The following is a 25,912-nucleotide window of genomic DNA, read 5'->3' as shown; positions in this document are numbered from 1 at the left end:
GCGATTCCATGATTAAAAAAAGCCTTTTTGTTATATTCCTGTTTTGTACACTGGTATTACAGGCACAAGACCGATATTTCCTAAAATCGGACACGCGCTTGTATACCTCAAAGAACAGTGCGGGAGCATTTTTAGGCTATTTCAAATACGGTGCTGAAATACAGCTCCTGTCAGAAAACGAAAATGGCTGGTACAAAGTAAAATCAGATAATTTGTCGGAAGGATATGTAGAAGCAAAATTTGTTTCGAAAACCTTAAATGCTGCTGATATTAAAATAAAAGACAAGGAAAATCCCATTATAGAAGGCAGCGACAACTATCATGGATCAAATCATCTTTTTGTTTTGGTTGCAGGTTTAAAAGCAAGGGCCTTACCGGACAGAAATTCAAAAGTAAAAGAAATTTTGTATACGGGAGATCCGGTTACGGTTAACTATTCCCCTAAAAACCCTGAAGAATGGGTGAATATCAACGGTAGCCTTAGCGATGAATATGCCCAATATACCTTAAGAAAGTTCCTTGGAGAAAGACCTGATTTTAATACTTTGCTCCAAAATTTCGATCAGCTGGACGTTACGGCTATCTCTGAACGTAAAACAATTGCAGAACGCATTGTAGAATTGGCATGGAACAGTGATCCTTCAAAATTGGCTCCCGCTTATCAAAGATATTTCGAAGTGGTCAAACAGTTAAATGATCCTAAACTTACCGCTGAAACAGAACTAAATATTGCCATAGCCAAAGGACAGGCAAAACAAAAAACAGCGGAAGAAATTTTTGCTTTAAGCCAAAATGCAGAATTTTCACTAAAAGGTTTAAAAACAAAATCTCTTTATACCACTACAAAAGAGCTGGAAAAAGTATTTGGCAAACCCTCCAAAAAAGCAACTGTCAGTGATGAATGCGGAATTTATCTAAGTGAACTTTTTTACTATTATGCGGATCTCGAAGCTTCTGTCGATGAAAAACAAAATCAGGTAGAAATTACAAAAGTCTACATTAACGAAAACAACAAACTTATATTAAATAATAAGTCAGCACTGGATTATTCATTATCAGAAAAAACTTTCGTAGAAAAATATAGCACGTATATAAGTGCCTCAATAAAAGCCCCGCATCACTACTCTTTAGCACTGCCGGACAGTGAGTTTAGAATAGAATTTAAAGACGGTAAACTTTTTGCCATCAAAATATTCTTTTATTGCTGATTCCAAATCTACTTTTATTCAATACTTTTACATTCTCAAAAAAAATAAAATGTCAGTAGCAAAAAAAGATTATAAAAGAATCACAACAAAGTCGTTAATCGAAATGAAAAGCAACGGAGAAAAAATCTCTATGTTAACTGCTTATGATTTTACAATGGCCAAAATTGTTGATACCGCAGGAGTCGATGTGATTCTGGTGGGCGATTCAGCTTCAAATGTTATGGCAGGTCACGAAACGACTTTGCCGATTACTTTAGACCAAATGATTTATCACGCTTCGTCTGTAGTTCGCGCTATCGAAAGAGCTTTGGTTGTAGTAGACTTACCTTTCGGAAGTTATCAGTCTGATCCTAAAGAAGCATTGCGTTCTGCTATCAGGATCATGAAAGAAAGCGGTGGTCATGCCGTAAAACTGGAAGGTGGAAAAGAAATTAAAGAATCTATCAAAAAAATATTAAACGCAGGAATTCCGGTTATGGGGCATTTGGGTTTAACACCACAATCGATCTATAAATTCGGAACGTACAGTGTTCGTGCCAAAGAAGAAGATGAAGCAGAAAAACTGATTGAAGATGCCAAAATGCTTGAAAAAATTGGTTGTTTTGCAGTTGTTCTTGAAAAAATCCCTGCACATCTGGCTGAAAAAGTGGCTAAAAGTATTTCAATCCCGGTTATCGGAATTGGTGCCGGTGGCGGTGTAGACGGACAAGTTTTGGTGATTCATGACATGTTAGGAATGAATAATGAATTCAGTCCGCGTTTTCTACGTCGTTATTTAGATTTATATCAGGAAATGACCTCTGCGATTGGTCAATACGTAACAGATGTAAAATCGAGTGATTTCCCGAATGAAAAAGAACAGTATTAATAGAGGTTCTGAGTTACTGAGTTCCTAAGATTCTTAGTTTTTCAATTTGTAAAATGTAAAATGTAAAATGCAACTTGAAACTTGAAACTTGAAACTCGAAACTTCAAAAATCTAAAATCTAAAATTTAAAATCCCCCCCTAAGGCTTTCTAATGAAAATCGTTTCCGATAAAAATAATCTCCAGGTTCTGCATGAAGACAACCATATTATTGTGGTAAACAAACGTGTAGGCGATATTGTACAAGGTGACAAAACAGGTGATAAACCGTTGTCAGATGTTGTTAAAGAATATATTAAAGCCAAATACAACAAGCCTGGTGACGTCTTTCTCGGAGTAATTCATCGTTTAGACAGACCCACAACCGGAATCGTAGTTTTTGCCCGAACAAGTAAAGCATTGTCGCGAATGAACGAAATGTTCTCTAATCGCGAAACACAAAAAACCTATTGGGCAGTTGTAAAGAACAAACCTCTTGAAACAACTGCCAAATTGGTTCATTTTCTAAAAAGAAATGAAAAGAATAATACTTCAAAAGCCCATTTAAAAGAAGTACCGGACAGTAAAATAGCCAGTCTGGATTATACTGTATTTAAAGAACTTCAAAATTATGTCGCTTTAGAGATCAATCTTCATACAGGTCGTCATCATCAGATTCGTGCGCAGTTATCTGCAATTGGATCACCTATTAAAGGAGATTTAAAATACGGTTTTGACCGAAGCAATCCTGACGGAGGTATCCATCTCCATGCCCGAAAATTAATGTTTGTGCATCCGGTTTCTAAAGAAAGTATGGCCATTATTGCCCCAACGCCGGATGAAACGATCTGGAATGCAATTTGATTTTATGATTAAATTGTTATTTTTTTAAATTTTATCAATTAACTTGCATAGAGAAAAATCAAGTTAATCATAAAAATGGACTACAAAAACGACATTGGGTACAGAAAAGAAACGCTTAAAAAATTACTCTACAACATCCAGAAAAGCGAGGATTTGATTGTAAAAGCGTTATACGATGATTTCAAAAAACCTGAATTTGAAGCTGTTTTGACCGAAACAAACTATGTTATTTCGGAATTGAAAGACACGATTAAAAACATGCGTAGTTGGGCAAAACCAAAACCTGTTTTTCCATCCCTTCTCAATTTCCCTTCTACTGATTATATTTTCAAAGAGCCTTACGGAAACGTTTTGGTCATCGCTCCGTGGAACTACCCTTTTCAACTTGCTTTATGTCCATTAATTTCTGCTGTAGCAGCGGGAAACAGAGTTGTTCTGAAACCTTCTGAACTTACTCCACATACATCGGCAGTTATAACCAAAATCGTTCAGAAAACTTTCCATATTAGTCATGTAGAAGTTTTTGAGGGTGGTGTAGAAGTTTCCAACAAATTACTGGCACAACGCTGGGATTATATTTTCTTTACGGGAAGTGTCGCTGTAGGTAAAATTGTGGCCAAAGCCGCTGCCGAAAATCTGACGCCTGTTACACTTGAACTAGGCGGCAAAAATCCTTGTATCATTGATGAAACAGCCGATTTAAAATTAGCCGCTAAAAGAATTGTCTGGGGTAAATTTATTAATGCCGGTCAAACCTGTATTGCCCCCGATTATATCCTGATTCAAAAGAACATGAAGATCAATTTCATTTCTTTTCTAATGCAGGAAATCACAAAAGCATATGGTAAAAAAATGGAAAAATCACCCGATTTTGCGCGCATCGTCAATACCAAAAATTGGTTGCGTTTAGCGAATATGATTGATCCCGAAAGAGTATTGTTTGGCGGAGAAACTGATGCCAATGCCTTATACATTTCACCTACACTTATCGAAGAGCCTAGTTTGGACAGTCCAGTGATGAAAGAAGAAATTTTTGGACCAATTTTACCAATACTTACCTACGAAACAGAAGAAGATATTAAAAATGTAATTAGCAGATATGAGAAACCTCTTGCATTTTATGTTTTTAGCGACAACAAATCTTTTGCCAGAAAACTAATTACCACCTACTCTTTCGGAGGTGGATGCATTAACGATACCGTAGTGCATTTTTCTAATAAAAGACTCCCTTTTGGTGGTGTTGGTCACAGTGGCATCGGAGCCTATCACGGGCAGTTGAGCTTTGATATTTTCTCTCATCACAAAGGAGTGGTCAAAAAAGCAAATTGGTTGGATTTACCGATGCGTTATGCACCCTACAAAGATAAATTAACCGCTATTAAACGCATATTAGACTGGTTGTAAGCACTAAAACATTTTAGTAATGTTTTCTCAGTTTTAACAAGGAATTGATTAAAAATATTATATTTACGCCAGAAAAACAGCAAAACAGATAGCATATAAAACAACTTTACTCAAAAAAAAAAATGAAATCAACACTTGACCAAATTGAAGAAATTAGGAAATATGGCTATGCATTAGATTTTTCAAATGTCTTTAATCATGCTTTCGAAAATTACAAAAAAATAGCGCTTTATGCAGGATTAATATTATTGGTATTTTCCATTCTCGCTTTTTTCCTTGGTAGCGGAATTTTAATTTCTCTATACGGTGTTCAGCATTTTAATGAAGAGTTCTTCAAGACTTTACAAAACGAGCAACCCGAAAATTCAGTACTAATTCTTTATACTGTCGTACTCGCTTTTGTTGCGGCATTTTTTAGTCCGTTTGCTGCCGGCTTTCTAAAAATGGCCGATTGTGCTGACAGAGACGAATCTTTTAACGTTTCTACCATTTTTTCCTATTACTCTTCACGTTATTTTCCACCGCTTTTTATTGCGACCTTACTAATTTCTTTACTTGGAGGTTTAGTTTCAATCATCTTTAGTCTAATAGGCGTTTTATATATTGACACTATTATTACATTTGTATTATCCTTTTTTACCACACTGACAATTCCTTTGATCATTTTTGGTAACTTACAGGCTATCGATGCAATAAAATCAAGCATTACGATTGTAAGCAAACAACCTTTAATAATTCTGTTTTTAATTATTGTCGCTTCCTTAGCTTCGATGGTCGGTTTTATTGGTTGCTGTATTGGTATCGTATTCACTATTCCGATTACCTATTCTGTAAAATATGCTATTTATTGTGCCATATTAAACATGGACGATGAAAATTCTATTGATTCAATCGGTAAATCGGATTCGCAATAACAATAGATTCACAAATAAAAAAAGAATTTGACCTACTCTTTTTGAATCTCAGAAAAACCAATTACTAAACCAAACCTACCCAAAATACTATGGTACCAGACTATAGTTCTTTTTATTCATTGTTTTCAGGAATCCCCTTTTTTGGAGATCTCTTGAAATCAAACGCATTAAACTGGTTTGTACTGACATCTGACATCATTTTCTATAACAGCCCTAAAATCATCATTTTAGCGTTGTCCTTATTTGGTTTTCTTAGTTTACTGGTTTATCAATTTTTTAGAATTAAAACTAAAATTGGGTATTTCATCGAAAAAAAGAAAGAAGATGAAGCTGCCGACAGAGAATATCAGCTCTATATTTTATTCTTTGGAATAGCCGTTATTGTAATCGAAATTATTAATGAAATTTTTAAAATCAGACCTAAAAGTTTATTGGTATTAAATGTTTCGATTGGCTTTGTAGTTCTGTTAATTTACTTAATAACAGATAAAGTAAAATTTCTGAGAAACAAGATTCAGCCCATTTTTATATGCTGTTTCTTTGTTTATATCTCTTATGTTACACACAATATTATTTATCTCTCAAATGATGTTGTGCCGATTATTGTTTTTCTGATCTCCTTTTTCTTTTCTTACAACATTTTAAAACCCATAAAAGTCTATTGGTTTTTTGTCGGACTGACTTTTACTTTTCAGATTATTACGGTTGTCTTTCATTTAATTCCGCTAAAATCGTCTGTCCTTTTAATTAATTTCTCCATTCTGATCTTCATTATCAATCAGGTGAAGTACGCTATTTTGCTGAACAGTCGCGATAATTTCAGATTTACAAATGAGATCGTTCATAAAGGAAACTCACTGACAATTGCAACAAATCAAAAAGGAGAAGTATTATTTTGCAGCGAAACTATAACCTCAATACTGGGTTATTCTCCCGACGATGTTATGGCGAAAAAATTCTGGCAACTCAATGAAGATCATGAAGTCAAGCAAGAAAACTACATCAAAAAACAGATTGATGACAAACTGTATATCCAGAAATTAAAGAATGTAACCGGCGAATATAAATACATTCAATGGAAAGATAAAAAGTTTTCCGATGACCTCATTATTAGTATTGGTCAGGATGTTACCGAACAGATAATTGTTCAGGATCAATACAAAAACCTGATTCAGACAGCCACCGATATTATATTTGAAATAAATGCAAGCGGGTACTTTACTTTTGTAAATGAGTTTGGATTTTCAATTTTAGGCTATGCCGAAAAGGAAATAATTCTGCAGCATTATTCCAATTTCATACATGATGATTACATCAAAAATGCGGTTGATTTTTATGAAAATTTAGAACAAAACGAAACCAATTACCCGACCATTGAGATCCCGGTTCTAAAGAAAAATGGAGAAGAATTATGGATCTCTCAAAAAGTAATTATCCGCAAAAATGACCTGAATCAGACTATTGGTTTTGCCGGTATTGCAAGAGATATTACCGAAATAAAAAACATCGAAAACGAGAAAAGAAGACGTCACGAAAAAATTGAGGCGTACAACAATTCGACCAAAAAATTATCGACAACAGATTTCCGTAATTATAGCAATTTTCAAACGGTAATTGATTCTATTATTCAGGAAGCGGCAACAGTATCAAAAACAAACCGAGTCAGTTTCTGGAGCTATTCGAATGATATTATTACCTGCAAAAATTTATTCAGCAGAGACAATCAGACCCTGGACGACAAAAATATTCTCGACAAAGAGTCCTACCCCATTTATTTTGAAACCTTAAAAAGCAAAGCAATCATAAATGCCCCTGATGTTTTTGACAAACTGGAAACATCTGAATTTAAGAGAATTTATTTCACAAAAAACAAAATCAAGTCAATGCTTGATGCCCCCGTTTTCCTAAACGGACAATTGGCCGGTGTGGCTTGTTTTGAAAGTACACAGGAAAAAAGAGACTGGGACAACGAAGATATTAATTATGCCAGAACCATCTCGGATGTAATCTCGCTGGCGATTTCTTCTCAAATGCGACTCCGGGCAGAGAAAAAACTGGAACTTAAAAGTGAATTACTTTCTGCATTAGCCCTGTGCACGGAAAAATTCTTAATGAGTAAAAGCACAGAAAAAATGTTCGAAGAAACCTATGAAATCATAGGGAAAGCTTCAAAAGTAGATCATATATTTTACTATCAGAAAGATTTTGAGACACAAACCATTAGCCAGCGGTACAAATGGTCAAGAGATGGCGTAAAACATCAAATCACTAATTTACAGAATTTTACAGAAGACAATTTAAAAGAAATCGTTCTCCATTCTCAAAGAAAAAAAGTCTTAAGTACGCTGACACAAAACCTTGAGGACACCTTTTTCAAAAAACTGCTGATTGCCAATGAAATCAAATCGATTTTAATTTTGCCTTTATATGCCAACAATAACTTTTCGGGTTTTATTGGCTTTGACGATTGCACCAGAGAAAGAAAATGGACTGATGATGAAATTTACATCTTTCAGACACTTGCCAATAACATTTCATCGGCTTTAGAACGGAACAGGAATCAGGCAAAAATCAAAGAAAGCGAAGACGCCATCAAAGCCAAAGAACTGGCAGAAGCGGCAAGTAAATCTAAATCTGATTTCCTGGCCAATATGTCGCACGAAATTCGAACTCCGCTAAACGGTATAATCGGATTTACACATTTGTTAATGAAAACCAATCTCGAAGAAATTCAGGAGAAGTACATGACCACCATTAATCAATCGGCTCATTCGTTATTGGAAATTATCAATGATATACTTGACTTTTCTAAAATCGAAGCCGGAAAACTGGAACTTTTTATTGACTTATATGACATTCAGAAAATATTAGGTCAGATATTTGACCTCATCGTTTATGAATCCAATCAGAAAAAACTTCAGCTTGAGCTGAACGTTGATCCTAACGTACCAAAATACATTTGGACCGATATAGTACGTTTAAAACAAATCCTGATCAATCTGCTGTCAAACGCCATTAAATTTACCAATAACGGTTCCATCAAACTTAATGTTTCTATAATTGAAAAGAAATCAGAAGAAAATTACACTATCCGTTTCGCTGTAGTTGATACCGGAATTGGGATATTGGAAAAAAACCAAAACAAAATATTTAAGGCTTTTTCACAAGAAGATAGTTCTACAACGAGAAAATTTGGAGGAACAGGTCTAGGGCTTACCATCTCAAATCAGTTATTGGCTTTAATGGAGAGTCGACTGCAGCTTAAAAGTAAAATAAATGAGGGAAGTATTTTCTTTTTTGATCTGAATCTGAATACCAGCCATAAAAACAACAATGAGAAATACAAAATCATATCTGAAACTATCAATCAGGAATACGATTTAGACCAATATGTCAATCATAAAAAACTAAGTATTTTAATTGTTGAAGACAATAAAGTAAATATGCTATTGCTGAAAACCATCTTAAAAAACCTGAACATCAATACTATCATTTACGAATGCGAAAATGGTTATGAAGCGGTGAATCAAATCGAACACATTACTCCGGATTTGGTGTTCATGGACATTCAAATGCCGATTATGAATGGCTATGAGGCAACGAGAGCCATCAGAAATACCACGAAAGGCAAAAACATTCCGATAATTGCGGTTACCGCAGGTGCCGAAAAAGACGAGCGAAACAAATGTTTGTCTGCCGGAATGAATGATTATATTTCGAAACCAATTATTCGTGGTACCGTCGAAGAAGCCCTTACTAAATGGATAAAACAATAAAACACCCAACGGATTAAGATAAATAAAAAGTTAATCCTTATGATTGAATTTTGTTTCAAAAAAATATATAAATTCGTAAGACCATAACCACAATAACCACTAATACACCACAATATGAAATGGCAAGGCAGAAGACAAAGTGACAACGTAGAAGACAGAAGATCTATTTCCGGCGGAAAAGTAGCCGTAGGAGGCGGAATTATCGGAATTATCATTTTGTTGGTAAACATTTTTGGAGGTGAAAACGCCCAACTTATTACGCCAGTACTGGAGCAAATGCAGGGTGGTCAACAAACGCAAACAGAAGCTGCAGCTCCATTAAGTGAGGAAGACAAAAAAATGGGGGAATTCGTAAGAGTTACTTTGGCTTACACAGAAGACATTTGGAGTAAAATATTTGAAGAAAATGGTATGACGTATGAAAAGCCTAAACTGGTACTTTTTAAAGGTTCCGTTCAGACAGCTTGCGGAGGTGCATCATCAGCTTCAGGACCTTTTTATTGCCCCGGTGATAAAAAAGTATATATGGATTTAGGCTTCTTTGAAGAATTAAAAACCAAATTTGGTGCCAAAGGCGGCGACTTTGCCATTGCGTATGTTATTGCGCACGAAATTGGCCATCATATCCAGACCTTACTGGGTACTTCGGCAAAAATGCGAGAGGCACAACAAGGAAAAAGCGAAGCGGAAGCCAATAAACTTTCTGTTGCATTAGAACTGCAAGCGGACTTTTATGCCGGAGTATGGGCACATTATAACAAGGAAAATCTGGATCTCGACGATATAGACGAAGCTTTGAGCGCTGCAAACGCCGTTGGTGATGATGCCATACAAAGTAAAATGCAGGGGCATGTTGTTCCTGATTCCTTTACACATGGTTCTTCTGAACAAAGAATGTATTGGTTTAAAAAAGGGTTTAACAGCGGTGACATTAGACAAGGAAACACTTTTGACGAAATCAGGTAATTTACAAACCCAATTATAACAACCTCAAAAGCATGATTTTTACAGTCATGCTTTTTTTATTTGAACCATTTAAGCGATGTAAATTAGTACAAGCCGGAAATTTCCAGCTAACTAAATCTGACAGGTTTTTTAAACCTGTCAGATTTGCGTTTTTAATTATTTATCCGTCTAGTTTATTCATTTCGACAGGAAACCTGAGCGAGAGCGTGTAGACGAAGTAAATTGCACTGGTAATTCTAACTAGCAAACAACTAAACAACTATCCTGTCATTTCGACGCAGGAGAAATCACACAAGGAACTCCACACAGTATATCATCAATCTTTGTCGAAATGCTAGTGTGATTTCTCCTAAAGTCGAAATGACATTAACTGGCTTAGAATAGCATTTAGCAAGCTAATTATCTTTGTAAAAACTTTGCAAACTTTGTATTAAAAAATCTCACTTTCCAGAATCTCACAAAAAAATTAAGCACAAAAAAAGCCTTGAATTTCTTCAAGGCTTTCTAAAATCCTGGGTGGCTGACCGGGTTCGAACCGGCGACCCGCGGCACCACAAACCGCTACTCTAACCAACTGAGCTACAACCACCATTTTTCTTTGCGGTGGCAAATATACAACAAAGGTTTACTTCTACAAAGAAAAAAATACCATTTAAGTGATATAAATTCATTTGAAATTGTATTTCCCTGTAAATCAATTAAAGTACATTTAAAGAAATCTTAACAAACTTTGTATTTATTTAACCACAAGGGTCACGAAGATAAAAAAAACAACTTTTAGATAATGCTTTGCAAAATTTCTCGCAAAGTCGCGAAGCCGCAAAGTTTTCTTTTTTTTTCATGTTTCATGTTTCAAGTTTCAAGTTTCAGGCTTCAATTACTTTGCGATTTCGCGACTTTGCGAGAAAACAACTTTTGCAGGATTAAAAAAAATCTTTGCGCTCATTGCGGTTAAAAAAAAGCACAAAAAAAGCCTTGAATTTCTTCAAGGCTTTCCAAATTTCTGGGTGGCTGACCGGGTTCGAACCGGCGACCCGCGGCACCACAAACCGCTACTCTAACCAACTGAGCTACAACCACCATTTTTCTTTGCGGTTGCAAATATACAACAAAGGTTTGCTTCTACAAACAAAAAAATAAGAAACTTACAATAAATCTTCTAAACTATTGACTGCCAAACATCTTTCAACAGTGAATCCTTCAGCAAAATCCTTCCCAACTAGTCTCCCTAAGTCTTGCGCGCGATAATTTAAACTTTCTAAGAAGTTTTTACTCGTAATAGGTGTCGCAGGTTCTTTGGAATTGGCATCATAAAATTGCGTTTTATAAGCCAAAATCGCTTCGATCTTTTTCTCTTCGAAACCGGTGATGTCTACTACAAAATCCGGCTCAATGTTTTTCCATTGAATATAATGATAGACTACTTTTGGTCTCCAGGCTTCCTGACTCACTCCGTCAATCAACGTTTTTATTTTTACTAAGCCTGATAAAAAGCAAGCATCTGAAACTAATTTGCTTCCTTTTCCGTGATCAATATGGCGATCATCAATCGCATTACACAATACAATCTCCGGTTTATACTTTCTAATCATTTTTATGACTTCCAGTTGATGATTTTCATCATTAGTAAAAAAGCCATCGCGCATTGCTAAATTCTCACGAACTACAACCCCTAATATCTTTGCTGCATCTGCCGCTTCCTGATCTCTTATTTCTGCTGAACCACGCGTTCCCAATTCACCACGGGTTAAATCTACAATACCTACTTTTTTACCAAGCGATACTTCTTTTAAAATAGTTCCGGCACAACCTAATTCTACATCGTCAGGGTGTGCTCCGAAGGCTAGTATGTCTAATTTCATGTTTTTGTTTTTTTGTTTCTTTTGTTTCAGGTTTCAAGTTTACACTTGCATTTTACATTTTACAGCTTTCATTTTACAAATTAAAAAACTTAGAATCTCAGTGACTCAGTGACTCAGAACCTCTCTTAACCAAAGCTCTTTTCATTGTCATTGATTTATTCACACTTTCCTCCCATTCTTTTTCAGGAATACTCTCTTTGGTGATACCGCAGCCCATATACAAAATGGCTTTATCCTCCTGAATCTGCATGCTGCGTAAATTTACAAATAAATCAGAACTAATGGCACTTGACGCCAAACTGCTGTTTAGTTCGCCTAAAAAACCCGTATAAAAAGTCCGATCGTAATTTTCGTTTTCAAGGATAAATGCTTTTGCCTTCTTTTTAGGCAAACCGCAAACAGCCGGTGTTGGATGCAAAGTATCGATTACTTCTTCTAAAGTCGAATTTTCATTTAAAACTCCCGAAATATCGGTTTTGATATGCCAGATTGATCCTGCTTTTATACTGTAAGGTTCTGTAACTTTTACGGATAAAGCCACTTCACGAAGTCTTTTTATAATAAAATCGGTCACATACTGCTGCTCCTCTTTTTCTTTTTGTTGCCAGGAAATCTCAGCTTCCAAAGTCGCTTTTTGTGTTCCGGCCAGTGCAGTAGTTTCAAATACATTTCCGTTTGCTTTAAGCAATTGTTCAGGAGTCGCTCCCATCCAAAATCCGATTTTTGGATGAAAAAAGCAATAACTGAAAGTCGTCGGATACAATTGAATCAATTGTTGAAAAACAGTTGTAAAATCAAATTCGGCTAAGTCTACACTTTCGCTTCTTGACAAAACTACTTTTTTGAATTCATCCTTTTTAATCGCCTCAATTCCTTTGGCAACTAAAGCTTCGTATTGCCTTTTTGCCATTGCGTCGAATTCTGTATCCTGTATTTCACCCTCATAAACTTCAACATTTTCATGCTCAAAACTAATAATCTCCGATTCCTTTTCCGGAATCAGGATCAGTTGTTTTTCATCAAACGAAGCAAAAACAAATCCTTTTTCTGTAAAATCAGAAATCGTGTGCAAATCATTATTTTGCTGTAAAAGTGCAATTATTTTAGTTGAATGGGGTTTAGAATAAAGTACAAAAGGTAAATCCTGCGCTCTATGTTTTTTTATTTTTGAAAAGAAATTATTCATGGCATTGTAAAAGTTGAGCTTTATAATCTAAAAGGTCTTTTTTGGTTTTAAAAAATGTTTTTGAAAGAACGTCTTGATAATCAATCATTGATTTTGACAACAACTCTAATGCTTCATCTAAATAGTGATCACTATTAAAATAAACCCATTCTTCCGACAAATACTTATTGAATGAATCTCTCATCTCAATAGTTATGACATCCCCATAAACATCACTTTCCAGTAATTTTTCAATCTGAATCTTAAATTGTTTTTCTTCTTCTTTTAACAGCATCATGTTCTTCTCAATACTATCAAAAGTAGCTACATGATGCATAAATTCAGAAGCATTCAGCATCTTCATATAGCAATCGAATTTTTCATCATAACTTCTATCCAAATCAAAAAAACACTCATACTTCTTTTTCAATTCTTCTCCTTTATTCTGACTGGCAGCCAATTCTGAAAACAGCGAATAAATACGAATATCATTCTCCAGAATTTCCTCTTTGATTTCTTTTAAATCAATCGTCAATTTTTCGATCAACTCATTGCAATTTTTCGACAAAATTTTATGCCCGTCATAATTGAATGATTTTATTTTATAAGTTCCATCCGAAATTTGTTTTAAGATATGAATGTCATTTTCTAGTGAAATTGAACTGTGTATCAAATCAACCGCAGCGTTACTGAACAAATCATTCAATTGATATTTTTCAATTGAAGTATTCAATTCCTTAGTTTTAAGATCAACACCATCAGGGTTTTTATTATCGTAATAATTATTATAAACCTCATTAAAAGACCCTGCCAAATAATCACTTTCAAACTCTTCAAAAAAATGTTCCTTTTTAGTATAAACGACAGCATCCGGATATGAAACCTCAGAAAACAATTTATCTGTAAACTTACTCTGCAGATCCATATGATTGCTTAACAGAAAGGTTGCCAATTTATCATCTGCCTTGGATTTTTCTATCCCTAATCTCTGCAATTCAGAAATCCTGTCTTCAATACTAGGATGCGTATCCCATTTATTTTCTATTGCAAGTTTTGATTTATTATATCGATTCAAAAAATCTGTAGTCAATTGTGGCAAATCATTCTGCACTTGTAACTTACTTTTATTCGCAATAAAATGCATCACCAAAGTCTGTTGCTCATATATATTTTTTGTACTAATAGAATTCGGTATTTTTCCTCCGTAATAATCTAACACTTTATTAAAGGAATGATTCGCAAGATCCAAACGGAGTAAAGATGAAATTAATGGTTCAGAACCAGCTACATTAGCCGCAACGGCATCGGCATGGAATTCCATTTGTCTGGATAAACCGTAATAACTTAAGTTTACAACCTGATAAACTTGCTTTAAAACCCATTGAATTCCTTGCACAATTTTTACTGCCAATCCCGCAAAGAAAGCAAAATATACATTTACACTCCCCCAGCTTTGTGCAATAGAATTATAAGAATCATTATCAAAAAGCATATTATGGATAATCCTGTTCACATTATAAACATAACTTCCAACTTTCATACTCCTTTGTGAAAAATGACCAAATTCGTGAGCCAAAATTGCTTTAAGTTCTAATTCTGAAACAGAATTTATAAGTCCAACACCAATCTGAAGATTTTTCTTGATCGGCAGAAACATACTCCAAAAATTAGAATCATAAAAAACGGCAGCATTCACATCCGACGACAAATACACTTTTTTAGGAAAATCCGTTTTTACTTCTTTTACAATCTCTTCAATAAAATTAAATAATTTAGGTTCTTCTTCTCGCGTGATTTCAACCAAATGAGATCGATCAACAACATTTTTAACGAAAATAAACTTGAACAAAAAAATCAAGATTAAAATCCCCATACATAATAACCCACAACCAATCATAATGGTTAAAAAATTAGGTTTTGCAGCAATTATCATTACCCCCGCATAACCAGCCAAAACAGTCAGACCTATGCCTGAAATAATCAATAAAATATAAACAACAAAAAAGAAAATAACAGAAAGAATCGCTTTTACGGTCATCTTTCTAAACGTAGCAGAAACTGCAGCAGTATTTGTTTGAATCATTAATTTTTTTAAAATATTATTTTTAACTTTTCTTTCTATCCAAAACCATATTCGTCAATTTGCAAAGCGAAATCAGATTTCCTGCTTCATCAGTGATTTTAATTTCCCAAAGATGAATACTTCTTCCCTTGTGGATAATTCGCGCTGTCCCGAAAACATAACCTTCGCGAATACTTTTGAGATGGTTGGCAGAAATTTCAATCCCGCGAACTTCTTGTTCGTTCGGATCGATAAAGAAAAAAGAGGCTGCACTTCCTACGCTTTCAGCCAAAGCAACTGAAGCTCCTCCGTGCAGTAATCCCATTGGTTGGTAAACAGCTGGGGTTACCGGCATTTTTGCCGTCAAAAAATCTTCTCCGGCATCAATATATTCTATTTTTAGCGTTTCCATCAAAGTGTTTTTAGAAAACGTATTGCAGTGTGCTAAAATTTGTTCTTTTGTATACTTCATTAAAATTGGCTTTAAAACCGTAAAATTAAAGAAAAGATGAGATACAAATTGAAAATACATTTCTAAAATTAAAAATCATCTTACAAACAAATTAGTTTTTTCCTATTTTTACAGAAATAATAAATACCGTTGCAATTCATTTCACAAAATTAATGCTACAGTTTTCATAAATTGACACCGATTAAAATAATACGCTTCAAAAGAAATCGTTTTAATCTTACTAATCTGTGGCAAAAACAACAATTCAAATGCGTCACTTTTTTGTACTCTTCATTTTCGGAATCCTTTTAGCTGTCAGTTCCTGTCGGACCGATTTTGATACCGTAGCCAGTTCAGGAGATTTAAAATTCTCAAAAGACACCGTTTATTTGGATACCGTTTTTAAAAACATCGGATCGAGTACCTACCAACTTAAAGTCTACAACAAAAGCAAAAAAGACATTTCGATTCCGATTATTCAACTCAAAAAAGGATTAAATTCCAAGTACCGTATGACAGTCGACGGAATGAGCGGAAACAATGGTAAAATCTTTACTAATGTTACCCTTTTGGCCAAAGACAGTCTGTACATTTTTATAGAAACTACAGCCGATATTACTGATGCCAACCCAACTGATTTTTTATACACCGATGAAATTCAATTTGACAGTGGAGCCAATCTTCAAAAAGTAGCTTTGGTAACCTTAATTCAGGACGCCATTTTTTTATATCCACAGCAAAATCCTGACGGAACCAAAGAAAAAATTCAAATAGACGGAAAAGCTGTTGATGGCTTTTACCTGAATGAAACTGATGCTGTTAACGGAAACGAACTGCTTTTTACCAATACAAAACCCTACGTTATTTATGGTTATGCCGGAGTTCCCGAACGCAAAACCGTCACTTTTGAAGCGGGATCAAAAGTTTACTTTCATGCCAATTCAGGGCTTTTTGTCGATAAAAACGCTACTTTAAAAATAAACGGCGCTGCTTCAACCAGCACAAAACAAGAAAACGAAGTTATTTTTAGAGGAGATCGATTAGAATCTCTTTACGCAGATATTCCGGCGCAATGGGCTGGCGTTATTCTCGCTGACGGAAGTACAAATCATACGATCAACCACCTGACATTGAAGAATGCAACAATTGGATTATCGATCAGAAACCAGGATGCTACAACCGTACAAATCAAAAACACTCAGATTTACAACTGTTCACAATATGGAATTTTAGCCCAAAACGCACGAATTAATGCAGAAAACATTGTCATTAATTATTCCGGATTGGCGAGTTTATCGTGTATCTATGGTGGGGATTACAGCTTTACACATGGCACTTTTTACAATAATTGGTCTAGCGGCCAACACTTTGCCGTTTACTTAAGCAATCGTCTGGCTGGTGCTACACCCGAAACCAAAGATTTAACCAAGGCAACTTTTAACAATTGTATTATCTATGGTTCCGCTACAAATGAACTTTACTTAGATAAAAACGCAAATGCACAATTTGTATATCAATTGAATAATTGTTTATTAAAATTCAGCAGTACAAACAGCGGCCCTGACTATCAGTTTAAAAATGACCCCGTTCATTACAACCAAATCATTCTGAATGAAAATCCGAAGTTTTATAATGTCTCTAAAAATAAATTCAATATAGATAAAACATCTGCCGCTTTCGCGAAAGGAAATCAGGCGTATGCAATTCCGTTAGATATTATTGGTAACACCAGAACTTCCCCACCCGATTTGGGCGCTTATCAGAGTAAAGATTTCCCAAAATAATTTTTACCCCGTAAGCTTGTTTAAACCATATAAGTGATGTAAGGAAATATAAGTTAATCCTTTCGGCGTGAATAGTTTTTAGCACATAGAAGAAGCGTGGATCTTGTTTTTTTAAGTGATCTTTCTACGTCTAAAAAGTCTCGCAAAGTCGCAGAATCGCCAAGTTTTATTTTTTTTCTTTGCGCTTTTGCGACTTGGCGAGAAAATTTCTCACGCAGATTTTGCAGATTTTTTTTGCGCTATTATTTTGATAAAAAAATCCCCTAAATCTGCATGCAAAAAAACTTTGCGACTCTGCGACTTGGCGAGAAAATTTCTCACGCAGATTTTGCAGATTTTTTTGCGCTATTATTTTGATAAAAAAAATCCCCTAAATCTGCGTGCAAAAAAAACTTTGCGACTCTGCGACTTGGCGAGAAATACCCCCAGAACTACACGCAACAAACTAAGCTTAGTTTAAATGAACTTACATCCGTTATATGTTTCAAAAAAAAACATAAGAAAATATATCCAAAATTTAAACATCTCTTAATACCGTGTACTTATAAAAATACTAGATTTGGCGCGATCAATAAATTAAACAACTGATAACCAATTTTCTGAAAATTTAATTTATCTTGTTCCTTACTAACCAAACCTAAACTATTATTTATGAGAAAAAGTTACTCTTCGTTTCTATTACTAATCTTTACTATTGCTGGCTTTGCACAGATTCCATCCGGTTATTACAACACTGCAACCGGAACCGGCTACACCTTAAAAACACAATTGTATAACATTATAAAAGGCCATACCGACAACGGATATGCAGGTTTATACACCACTTACCAAACTTCTGACGTCGATAATTTTTACGAAAATGACGGAACTGTTTTAGACATGTACTCTGAAAACCCATCAGGAACCGACCCTTATAATTATAGCACCGGAACCACAAAAAGATGTGGAAACTATTCTGTAGAAGGCGATTGTTACAACCGGGAGCACATTATACCGCAATCGGTTTTTAATGAACAAAGCCCGATGGTCTCCGACGCTCATTTTATTACACCAACAGACGGTAAAGTAAACGGAATGCGTTCGAATTACCCACACGGAACGGTAAGTTCAGCAACCTACACTTCTAAAAACGGAGGCAAATTAGGTTCCAGTTCTGTTTCAGGATACACGGGGACAGTTTTTGAACCAATAAATGACTTCAAAGGCGATATTGCCCGAATGTATTTTTATTTTGCAACCCGTTATGAAAATACTGTTGCGGGCTATAACTATGCTATGTTTGACGGTTCAAGCAACAAAGTGTTTACCACTGCATTTTTAAATACGCTTTTGGCATGGAATGCGCAAGACCCTGTAAGTGCGAGAGAAATTACCCGAAACAATGCCATTTATGCCCGTCAGAACAATAGAAATCCTTATATCGATCACCCGGAATATGTAAATCAAATCTGGGGTGGCACCGCTCCTTCGGGAGACACTCAGGCTCCAACTGCACCAACAAGTTTAGCCTCGACAAGCAAAACTGCAACTTCTATTAGTCTAAGCTGGAACGCTTCGACAGATAATGTAGGGGTTACGGGTTATGATGTTTATGCCAACAGTATTTTAAAAACAACTGTTTCGGGATCAACAACCATACTAACAGGTTTAACTGCTTCAACAAGTTATTCTATCTCTGTAAAAGCAAAAGATGCAGCAGGGAATACTTCTGCAGCCAGCAATACTCTTGCGATTACAACCGATAGCAACGGAACTGGCGAAGCTGGAACCGAGTTATTTTTCTCTGAATATATCGAAGGTTCAGGAAACAATAAAGCTATAGAAATCACCAATACTACAGGAAATGCGATAAACATGTCTGCTTACACCCTGAAAAAACAAACAAACGGTGCAGGGGCCTGGAGCGCAGGTTTAACTTTAACGGGTACATTAAATAGTGACGCTAAATATGTTGTAGTAAACAACTCTATTGCTTCGACTTGTTTCTCTAAAAGCGCTGCCAACATTTCGACAACAGCAACAGAAATGGCTTTTAATGGCAATGACGCTATAGGTTTATTCAAAAATGGTGTGCTAATAGACATCATTGGAACCTTTAATGGCGGAACGGCTAACTTTGCAGCTGATGTTACGTTAAGAAGAAAAGCAACTGTAACTTCTCCAAGCACAACTTTTAATTTAAGTGCGCAATGGGACTCGTTCACTACTGACACCTGCAACAACTTAGCAAGTAAAACAGCAAAAGTGAACAAAAAAGAAATAGTTACCACTACTGATGAAATTCTGATTTACCCGAATCCTTCGAACGGAAACTTCTTTGTTGGACTTCCTGATACTGATGCACGCTATTCAATCGAGATTCTATCCTTTTCAGGGCAAAAAGTTTTCGAAAAACAAAACACTACAGGCTCTGAAATAGCCGTACGCAATCTAGCTGCAGGAATATATATAATCAAAATAAGTACCGGAGAAAAAACTGTTTTTAAAAAAATCATAATCAAATAGTTGATTACTCTCTTCATTTGTAATCCGAATCTGAATACAAATAATATTAAGTTTTATTTTAATTGCCTCCAGTTTTAACTGGAGACTATCTAAGAAAGAGACAAAGGCTTTAGCTAAACCTTCAATAAGTTTGGCTAAAGCCTCTTTATTTAGTAATCAATTTCTACCTCCAGTTAAAACTGGAAGCAATTAAACCTCTGCTTTTTTACCTTATTTCAACCAGCAATTTCAACTAATTAAAAATTAGATTCTCCTTAATTAAAAAGCGGCAAATTGTTGCTTTTTTTTTTGATTTGAATTGACTAAATTTGCACCTCAATACAACAAACTACACAAAATGATCCATTTCTTTGAAAACCAAAGCAAAACTGTTTTTGCCGTACAAACGCAAAACGAAATTTCAGCTCAAGACATTTCAAAACTAAACTGGCTTTTTGCCGACTCCAATAAGATCGAAAAATCCGCACTGACGGATTTTTTTGTTGGCCCACGTGCCACTATGATTACGCCTTGGAGTACAAATGCAGTAGAAATCACTCAGAACATGGGTATTTCAGGCATTATCAGAATCGAAGAATTTCACCCTGCAACAGAAGATTTCACCGATTTTGATCCGATGCTTTTGCAAAAATTCAGCCAATTAGATCAGGAAATTTTCACGATCAATGTGCAACCGGAGCCTATACTGGATATTGATGATATTGCCGCATACAATAAAACAGAAGGTTTGGCTTTAAGCCAGGAAGAAGTAGATTATTTAGATAATTTAGCCGTAAAACTGGGAAGAAAACTAACCGATTCTGAAATCTTTGCTTTCTCACAAGCAAATTCAGAGCACTGTCGTCACAAAATTTTCAACGGAACTTTTGTTATTGACGGTGAGGAGAAAGAAACTTCTTTGTTCAAACTAATCAAAAAAACATCACAGGAAAATCCTAACGATATTGTTTCTGCTTACAAAGACAACGTTGCTTTTGTAAAAGGACCAAAAGTGCAGCAGTTTGCACCAAAAACTGCAGACAAACCAGATTTTTACGAAGTAAAAGAATTTGATTCGGTTATTTCATTAAAAGCAGAAACGCACAATTTTCCAACAACTGTAGAGCCGTTCAACGGAGCTGCAACCGGATCAGGAGGAGAAATTCGTGACCGTTTAGCTGGAGGTCAGGGTTCATTGCCATTAGCAGGAACAGCAGTTTATATGACTTCTTACTCTCGTTTAAACGAAGAGCGTAAGTGGGAAAATGCTGTTGAAGAAAGAAAATGGTTGTACCAGACTCCAATGGATATCCTAATCAAAGCATCAAACGGAGCTTCTGATTTTGGAAACAAATTTGGTCAGCCCCTAATTACAGGTTCTGTTTTAACTTTCGAACACGAAGAAAACAACCGTAAAATTGGTTACGATAAAGTAATCATGCAAGCGGGTGGAATTGGTTACGGAAAACTGGATCAATCGATAAAAAAGAAACCACAGGAAGGCGATAAAATTGTTATTCTGGGTGGAGAAAATTATAGAATCGGAATGGGTGGTGCAGCAGTTTCTTCTGCAGACACAGGTGCTTTCGGTTCAGGAATCGAGTTAAATGCTATTCAGCGTTCGAATCCGGAAATGCAAAAACGTGCCGCAAATGCCATTCGCGGTTTGGTAGAAAGCGACAATAATCCAATTGTTTCTATTCACGATCACGGTGCGGGTGGACACTTAAACTGTCTTTCGGAATTGGTAGAAGAAACAGGAGGATTAATCGATTTAGATAAATTGCCTGTTGGTGATCCTACCCTTTCAGCAAAAGAAATTATCGGTAACGAATCTCAGGAAAGAATGGGACTGGTTATTGGTCAGAAAGACATTGACACACTACAAAGAATTGCCGACAGAGAGCGTTCCCCAATGTACCAGGTTGGAGATGTTACGGGTGATCACCGTTTTACTTTTGAATCTAAATCGAATGGTTCTAAACCAATGGATTATGCTTTGGAAGATTTCTTCGGAAGTTCTCCAAAAACGGTAATGACGGATAAAACAATCGACACAAAATATACCGCTGTTTCTTATTCAGCAAATGATTTCGAAAGTTATTTACAAGACGTTTTACGTTTAGAAGCCGTTGCCTCAAAAGACTGGCTGACTAATAAAGTAGACCGTTGTGTGGGCGGAAAAGTAGCGAAACAACAAAATGCAGGTCCGTTGCAATTGCCATTGAATAATGTGGGTGTAATGGCTTTGGATTATTTAGGTAAAGAAGGTATTGCAACCTCTATTGGTCATGCTCCTATTGCCGCTTTGATTGATCCGGTTGCAGGAAGTAGAAATGCTATCGCAGAATCTTTATCAAACATTGTTTGGGCACCGATTAAAGACGGAATAAAAGGTCTGTCCTTATCTGCCAACTGGATGTGGGCTTGTAAAAACGAAGGAGAAGATGCTCGTTTGTATGCTGCAGTTGAAGGTTGTTCTGAATTTGCTATCGAATTAGGAATCAATATCCCAACCGGAAAAGACTCCCTTTCGATGAAACAAAAATATCCAAACGACGAGGTAATCGCACCGGGAACGGTTATTATTTCTGCCGCAGGAAATTGTATCGACATTAGAAAAGTAGTAGAACCGGTTTTACAGAAAAACGGAGATTCTATTTATTATATCAATTTGTCTCAGGACGCTTTCAAACTGGGAGGTTCTTCTTTTGCTCAAATTAGAAACACTATCGGAAATGAAACCTCAACCATAAAAGATGCTTCATTTTTCAAAACTGCATTCAATACGATTCAGGAATTAATTTTAGAAGATCAGATTCTTGCCGGACACGATATCGGAAGTGGTGGTTTAATCACAACTTTACTGGAAATGTGTTTTGCTGATGTGAATCTTGGTGCTAAAATTGACTTTTCGGCTTTCGCTGAAAAAGACCTGTTGAAAATCCTTTTCGCTGAAAACATTGGTATTGTTTTTCAAGCTAAAACGGATGCCGCTATTGAAGCTAAATTAAAAGCAAATAATATTGAATTCTTCAAAATTGGTTCCGTAACTTCTACTGAGAATTTAGAATTTGGAACATGGAATTTAGATATTAAAAAATACAGAGACATTTGGTTTGAAACTTCTTATTTGTTAGACCAAAAACAATCTAAAAACGGAAGAGCTCAGGCCCGTTTCGAAAACTACAAAAATCAAGCTTTAAACTATATTTTCCCGGCACATTTTACAGGAAAAGCGCCTGTCATCCCGAGCACAGTCGAGAGACCAAAAGCAGCTATTATTCGTGAAAAAGGAAGTAATTCTGAGCGTGAAATGGCAAATGCTATGTACTTGGCCGGTTTTGATGTAAAAGACGTTCATATGACGGATTTGATTTCCGGTCGTGAAACTCTTGAAGATATTCAGTTTATTGGCGCTGTTGGAGGATTCTCTAATTCAGATGTTTTAGGTTCTGCTAAAGGTTGGGCCGGTGCTTTCTTATACAACGAAAAAGCAAAAACTGCCTTAGACAATTTCTTCAAAAGAGAAGATACTCTTTCTGTTGGAATCTGTAACGGATGTCAGTTATTTATGGAATTGGAAGTTATTAATCCGGAACATAAAGTACACGGAAAAATGCTTCACAACGAAAGTAACAAACACGAAAGTATCTTTACTTCTGTAAAAGTTCAGGAGAACAATTCGGTTATGTTATCGACATTAGCAGGAAGCACTTTAGGAGTTTGGGTTTCACACGGAGAAGGAAAATTTAATTTACCGGAACCGGAAGAAAATTACAACATTGTTTCTAAATATGCCTACGAAGGTTATCCGGCAAACCCTAACGGATCGGATTACAACACCGCGATGTTATGCGATAAAACCGGAAGACATTTGGTAATGATGCCTCATATTGAGCGCTCTACTTTCCAATGGAACTGGGCACACTATCCAAAAGACAGAAACGACGAAGTTTCTCCTTGGCATGAAGCATTTGTCAATGCGAGAAAATGGATTGAGAAAATCTAAAATTTATATAGCAAAAACGTCCGAATTTCTTCGGACGTTTTTTTTTGTTATTGATCTGATCCCTTGATTTAAGAGAGTTGCGAAAATTAGCACCTATTCAAAATAAGCTACAAATTGCACAAATTTTCACGAATTATTTTTTTTTAAACTAAGAAATAATCATTTTAATTCTTTTAATCTGTGGCAAAAAAAATAGCCACAGATTGCACTGATTAAATGGATTTCTTTTTGTGCATAATTCTTCAATTAAACAACAAGTACTTCATTATTATGAACCAAAAGTCCTTGCTTATTAATTTCTTTCTTAAACAGATTGTGCTGCTTCGAGAATAAATTCCAAAACTTCTTTAGGGTGCGATGCCAAAGAGGCATGACTCGCTTGCAGTTCAATGATTTTTTTAGGATTCATTCTTTCTGCCATTTCTTTTTGCGTTGCAGGAGGAATCATATGATCATGAGCTGAGATTTGATACCAGCTTGGTTTATTCTTCCACGCAGGCTCTCCTGATTCTTCTCCAAAGCAAGTACCATGAATAGGTTTTTGCGCTAACGACATTACTAAGGTGTCATTTTCATCTAAATCGGCACAAAAACTTTTGTGATACTCATCGTATTTAATCCATAAAAAACCTTTATTATCAGGATAGATACTTGCACCTCCTTGTGGTTGTTCGCGTCTTGCAAATATACTTCCTAAACTTTCACCTTTATCCGGAGCAAATGCAGCAATATAAACCAGACCCACCACTTTGTCATGATTTCCTGCACCTGAAATTACAGAACCTCCGTATGAATGTCCTACCAAAAGTACTTTACCTTCCTGCGCGTCTATTAAATCCTTAGTCTTCTGAACATCATCAGTCAAAGACGTTAAAGGATTCTGAACACTTCTTACTTTATACCCTTTCTTATGCAATGCCGGTATGATGTGTTGCCAATGCGAACCATCTCCCCAAGCGCCATGAACCAAAATAATAGTTAAATCTGTAGTTGCCATAATATTTAATTTAAATTGTTTAAACAAAACTAATAACTCAAAAACCGATAAACATTCACTTAAGTTAATTAATTCAAATTGCTAGTTATTGGTTGTAAAACGTAAAATGTAAAATGTGTTATGCCGATCAGAAAGGGCCTATACTTTAATCAACGTTTTTTTACCTTTAGACGAAGCGATAGAATTTAGATGAATTGTTAATGTATTTCAATGATCCGAAGCAACCATATGTCCGCACAAAGTAAGATCGTAATGAATTAAACAAAACTTATTACTTCTTACATTTCACATTTTACATTTTACATTTTACAACTAGCAACTTGAGTTAATTACAAATTCGTTTTCGTATTCTGCTTAGAGATTGGGGAGTAATACCTAAATAACCGGCAATGTATTTTTGCGGAACTTCCTGAAAAACCAGAGGATTTTCCTTTAATAAATTCATATATCTTTTCTCCGGAGAATAATAAAGTAGGTCTTCAATTCTCTTTTTGGCATCGAGATATATTTTTTCAGCCATTTTTCGTCCAAATTCCTGCCAGTAGGCTTCCTTTAGATATAAACTTTCTAAATCATTCTTATGCAAAAGCAGCAACTCCGATTTTTGAATGGCCTGTATATTCAATTTTGATTCCTTATCACATAATATACTTTCATAATCTGTAAAAAACTGATTATTAAAATGGAATTTAAAACTGATATCATTTCCCTCTTCGTTATTGTAATAACTTCTCATCAAACCGTTTTTCACAAAACCAAGATACTGACATGTTTCTCCCTGCTGCAAAAAGAATTCGGATTTTTCTAATGTCACACTCTTGAGTAAACCAAAAAAAACATCAAAATGAGCAAGATCAACCTGAAAAAGCGCACCATACTTTTGAAAATCATCCTGCATATCTGATAAGTTGAAGATTACTATAAAATTAAAACATATTTCTCGTCTTTATGATGAAATTGCAAAAAATTCCTATTCTCCGAATCAAAAACTGCATAATTGAGTACCATATGTGACCATAAGACTACATAAATATTGAATTAAACGGAAATTTAAAATTAATTCAACAGCATCTAAAGTTAGTTCTGGCATTCCCAATTCCGCAAATAATCTTTATCAT

Annotated in this window: 16 protein-coding genes and 2 tRNA genes; 10 read left to right on the top strand and 8 right to left on the bottom strand. The window is 35.5% G+C overall.

All coding sequences use genetic code 11. The features are described from left to right. The first annotated feature begins 8 nt into the window (after positions 1-8). The 7 genes from G3A47_RS20385 (at position 9) to ypfJ (ending at position 9,977) form a co-directional block, all read left to right on the top strand. Positions 9-1,208: an SH3 domain-containing protein gene (locus G3A47_RS20385; RefSeq protein ID WP_166925758.1), complete on the top strand. Its 1,200-nt coding sequence runs from the start codon at positions 9-11 to the stop codon at positions 1,206-1,208. Between the two features lie 49 nt (positions 1,209-1,257). Continuing rightward, positions 1,258-2,076, top strand: a complete 819-nt coding sequence (gene panB, locus G3A47_RS20380) for a 3-methyl-2-oxobutanoate hydroxymethyltransferase (RefSeq protein ID WP_166925756.1) — start codon at positions 1,258-1,260, stop codon at positions 2,074-2,076. Between the two features lie 151 nt (positions 2,077-2,227). Further along, a complete protein-coding gene (locus G3A47_RS20375) occupies positions 2,228-2,917 on the top strand; it encodes an RluA family pseudouridine synthase (protein ID WP_166925755.1) in 690 nt (229 codons plus the stop codon). A gap of 75 nt (positions 2,918-2,992) precedes the next feature. After that, positions 2,993-4,321 carry an aldehyde dehydrogenase gene (locus tag G3A47_RS20370; RefSeq protein WP_166925753.1) on the top strand — a complete coding sequence of 443 codons (1,329 nt, stop codon included), beginning with the start codon at positions 2,993-2,995 and terminating at the stop codon, positions 4,319-4,321. 122 nt (positions 4,322-4,443) lie between these two features. Next, positions 4,444-5,235: a hypothetical protein gene (locus G3A47_RS20365; RefSeq protein ID WP_166925751.1), complete on the top strand. Its 792-nt coding sequence runs from the start codon at positions 4,444-4,446 to the stop codon at positions 5,233-5,235. Between the two features lie 89 nt (positions 5,236-5,324). Further along, positions 5,325-9,011 carry a response regulator gene (locus G3A47_RS20360; protein ID WP_166925750.1) on the top strand — a complete coding sequence of 1,229 codons (3,687 nt, stop codon included), beginning with the start codon at positions 5,325-5,327 and terminating at the stop codon, positions 9,009-9,011. Between the two features lie 114 nt (positions 9,012-9,125). After that, on the top strand, positions 9,126-9,977 hold the full coding sequence (gene ypfJ / locus G3A47_RS20355) for a KPN_02809 family neutral zinc metallopeptidase (protein ID WP_166925748.1): 852 nt from the start codon (positions 9,126-9,128) through the stop codon (positions 9,975-9,977). A 515-nt stretch (positions 9,978-10,492) separates the two neighbouring features. Here the strand turns inward: ypfJ and G3A47_RS20350 are convergent. The 6 genes from G3A47_RS20350 to G3A47_RS20325 form a co-directional block, all read right to left on the bottom strand. Beyond that, positions 10,493-10,566: transfer RNA gene (locus G3A47_RS20350), tRNA-His, on the bottom strand. A gap of 417 nt (positions 10,567-10,983) precedes the next feature. Beyond that, positions 10,984-11,057 (bottom strand) — tRNA-His (locus G3A47_RS20345). A gap of 65 nt (positions 11,058-11,122) precedes the next feature. Further along, positions 11,123-11,839, bottom strand: a complete 717-nt coding sequence (bshB1, locus tag G3A47_RS20340) for a bacillithiol biosynthesis deacetylase BshB1 (protein WP_166925746.1) — start codon at positions 11,837-11,839, stop codon at positions 11,123-11,125. Between the two features lie 97 nt (positions 11,840-11,936). After that, positions 11,937-13,025 (bottom strand): chorismate-binding protein, encoded by a 1,089-nt coding sequence (locus G3A47_RS20335; protein ID WP_166925744.1) that lies wholly within the window; start codon positions 13,023-13,025, stop codon positions 11,937-11,939. Next, positions 13,018-15,087 carry a M48 family metallopeptidase gene (locus tag G3A47_RS20330; protein WP_166925742.1) on the bottom strand — a complete coding sequence of 690 codons (2,070 nt, stop codon included), beginning with the start codon at positions 15,085-15,087 and terminating at the stop codon, positions 13,018-13,020. The genes G3A47_RS20335 and G3A47_RS20330 overlap by 8 nt, the downstream gene beginning before the upstream one ends. Positions 15,088-15,109: 22 nt before the next feature. After that, complete coding sequence (locus tag G3A47_RS20325) at positions 15,110-15,538, bottom strand: PaaI family thioesterase (protein WP_166925741.1); 429 nt, start codon at positions 15,536-15,538, stop codon at positions 15,110-15,112. A 248-nt stretch (positions 15,539-15,786) separates the two neighbouring features. Between G3A47_RS20325 and G3A47_RS20320 the strand changes: the two genes are divergently transcribed. The 3 genes from G3A47_RS20320 to purL all read left to right on the top strand — a co-directional run bounded on the left by G3A47_RS20320 (position 15,787) and on the right by purL (position 23,797). Then, entirely contained in the window at positions 15,787-17,301 is a 1,515-nt protein-coding gene (locus G3A47_RS20320) for a hypothetical protein (RefSeq protein WP_166925769.1), read from the top strand. Between the two features lie 651 nt (positions 17,302-17,952). Beyond that, positions 17,953-19,806, top strand: coding sequence for an endonuclease (locus G3A47_RS20315; RefSeq protein WP_166925739.1), 1,854 nt, complete (start codon positions 17,953-17,955; stop codon positions 19,804-19,806). A 337-nt stretch (positions 19,807-20,143) separates the two neighbouring features. Beyond that, positions 20,144-23,797, top strand: a complete 3,654-nt coding sequence (gene purL / locus G3A47_RS20310; RefSeq protein ID WP_166925738.1) for a phosphoribosylformylglycinamidine synthase — start codon at positions 20,144-20,146, stop codon at positions 23,795-23,797. Positions 23,798-24,101: 304 nt separating this feature from the next. Here purL and G3A47_RS20305 read toward each other — a convergent pair whose 3' ends face one another. After that, a complete protein-coding gene (locus G3A47_RS20305) occupies positions 24,102-24,794 on the bottom strand; it encodes an alpha/beta hydrolase (protein WP_166925736.1) in 693 nt (230 codons plus the stop codon). A gap of 325 nt (positions 24,795-25,119) precedes the next feature. Next, positions 25,120-25,692 (bottom strand): Crp/Fnr family transcriptional regulator, encoded by a 573-nt coding sequence (locus G3A47_RS20300; protein ID WP_166925734.1) that lies wholly within the window; start codon positions 25,690-25,692, stop codon positions 25,120-25,122. Positions 25,693-25,912 lie beyond the last annotated feature (220 nt).

Source organism: Flavobacterium poyangense, from assembly GCF_011751075.1.
Classification (GTDB): Bacteria; Bacteroidota; Bacteroidia; order Flavobacteriales; family Flavobacteriaceae; genus Flavobacterium; species Flavobacterium poyangense.
The sequence above is the reverse complement of the archived record's forward strand: the minus strand, read 5'-3'. Positions and strand labels throughout refer to the sequence as shown.

Bases quoted from the DNA above. Each gene is read 5' to 3' on its own strand.
- G3A47_RS20385 (WP_166925758.1), top strand. From the start codon at position 9: ATGATTAAAAAAAGCCTTTTTGTTATATTCCTGTTTTGTACACTGGTA.
- panB (WP_166925756.1), top strand. From the start codon at position 1,258: ATGTCAGTAGCAAAAAAAGATTATAAAAGAATCACAACAAAGTCGTTA.
- G3A47_RS20375 (WP_166925755.1), top strand. From the start codon at position 2,228: ATGAAAATCGTTTCCGATAAAAATAATCTCCAGGTTCTGCATGAAGAC.
- G3A47_RS20370 (WP_166925753.1), top strand. From the start codon at position 2,993: ATGGACTACAAAAACGACATTGGGTACAGAAAAGAAACGCTTAAAAAA.
- G3A47_RS20365 (WP_166925751.1), top strand. From the start codon at position 4,444: ATGAAATCAACACTTGACCAAATTGAAGAAATTAGGAAATATGGCTAT.
- G3A47_RS20360 (WP_166925750.1), top strand. From the start codon at position 5,325: ATGGTACCAGACTATAGTTCTTTTTATTCATTGTTTTCAGGAATCCCC.
- ypfJ (WP_166925748.1), top strand. From the start codon at position 9,126: ATGAAATGGCAAGGCAGAAGACAAAGTGACAACGTAGAAGACAGAAGA.
- bshB1 (WP_166925746.1), bottom strand. From the start codon at position 11,839: ATGAAATTAGACATACTAGCCTTCGGAGCACACCCTGACGATGTAGAA.
- G3A47_RS20335 (WP_166925744.1), bottom strand. From the start codon at position 13,025: ATGAATAATTTCTTTTCAAAAATAAAAAAACATAGAGCGCAGGATTTA.
- G3A47_RS20330 (WP_166925742.1), bottom strand. From the start codon at position 15,087: ATGATTCAAACAAATACTGCTGCAGTTTCTGCTACGTTTAGAAAGATG.
- G3A47_RS20325 (WP_166925741.1), bottom strand. From the start codon at position 15,538: ATGAAGTATACAAAAGAACAAATTTTAGCACACTGCAATACGTTTTCT.
- G3A47_RS20320 (WP_166925769.1), top strand. From the start codon at position 15,787: ATGCGTCACTTTTTTGTACTCTTCATTTTCGGAATCCTTTTAGCTGTC.
- G3A47_RS20315 (WP_166925739.1), top strand. From the start codon at position 17,953: ATGAGAAAAAGTTACTCTTCGTTTCTATTACTAATCTTTACTATTGCT.
- purL (WP_166925738.1), top strand. From the start codon at position 20,144: ATGATCCATTTCTTTGAAAACCAAAGCAAAACTGTTTTTGCCGTACAA.
- G3A47_RS20305 (WP_166925736.1), bottom strand. From the start codon at position 24,794: ATGGCAACTACAGATTTAACTATTATTTTGGTTCATGGCGCTTGGGGA.
- G3A47_RS20300 (WP_166925734.1), bottom strand. From the start codon at position 25,692: ATGCAGGATGATTTTCAAAAGTATGGTGCGCTTTTTCAGGTTGATCTT.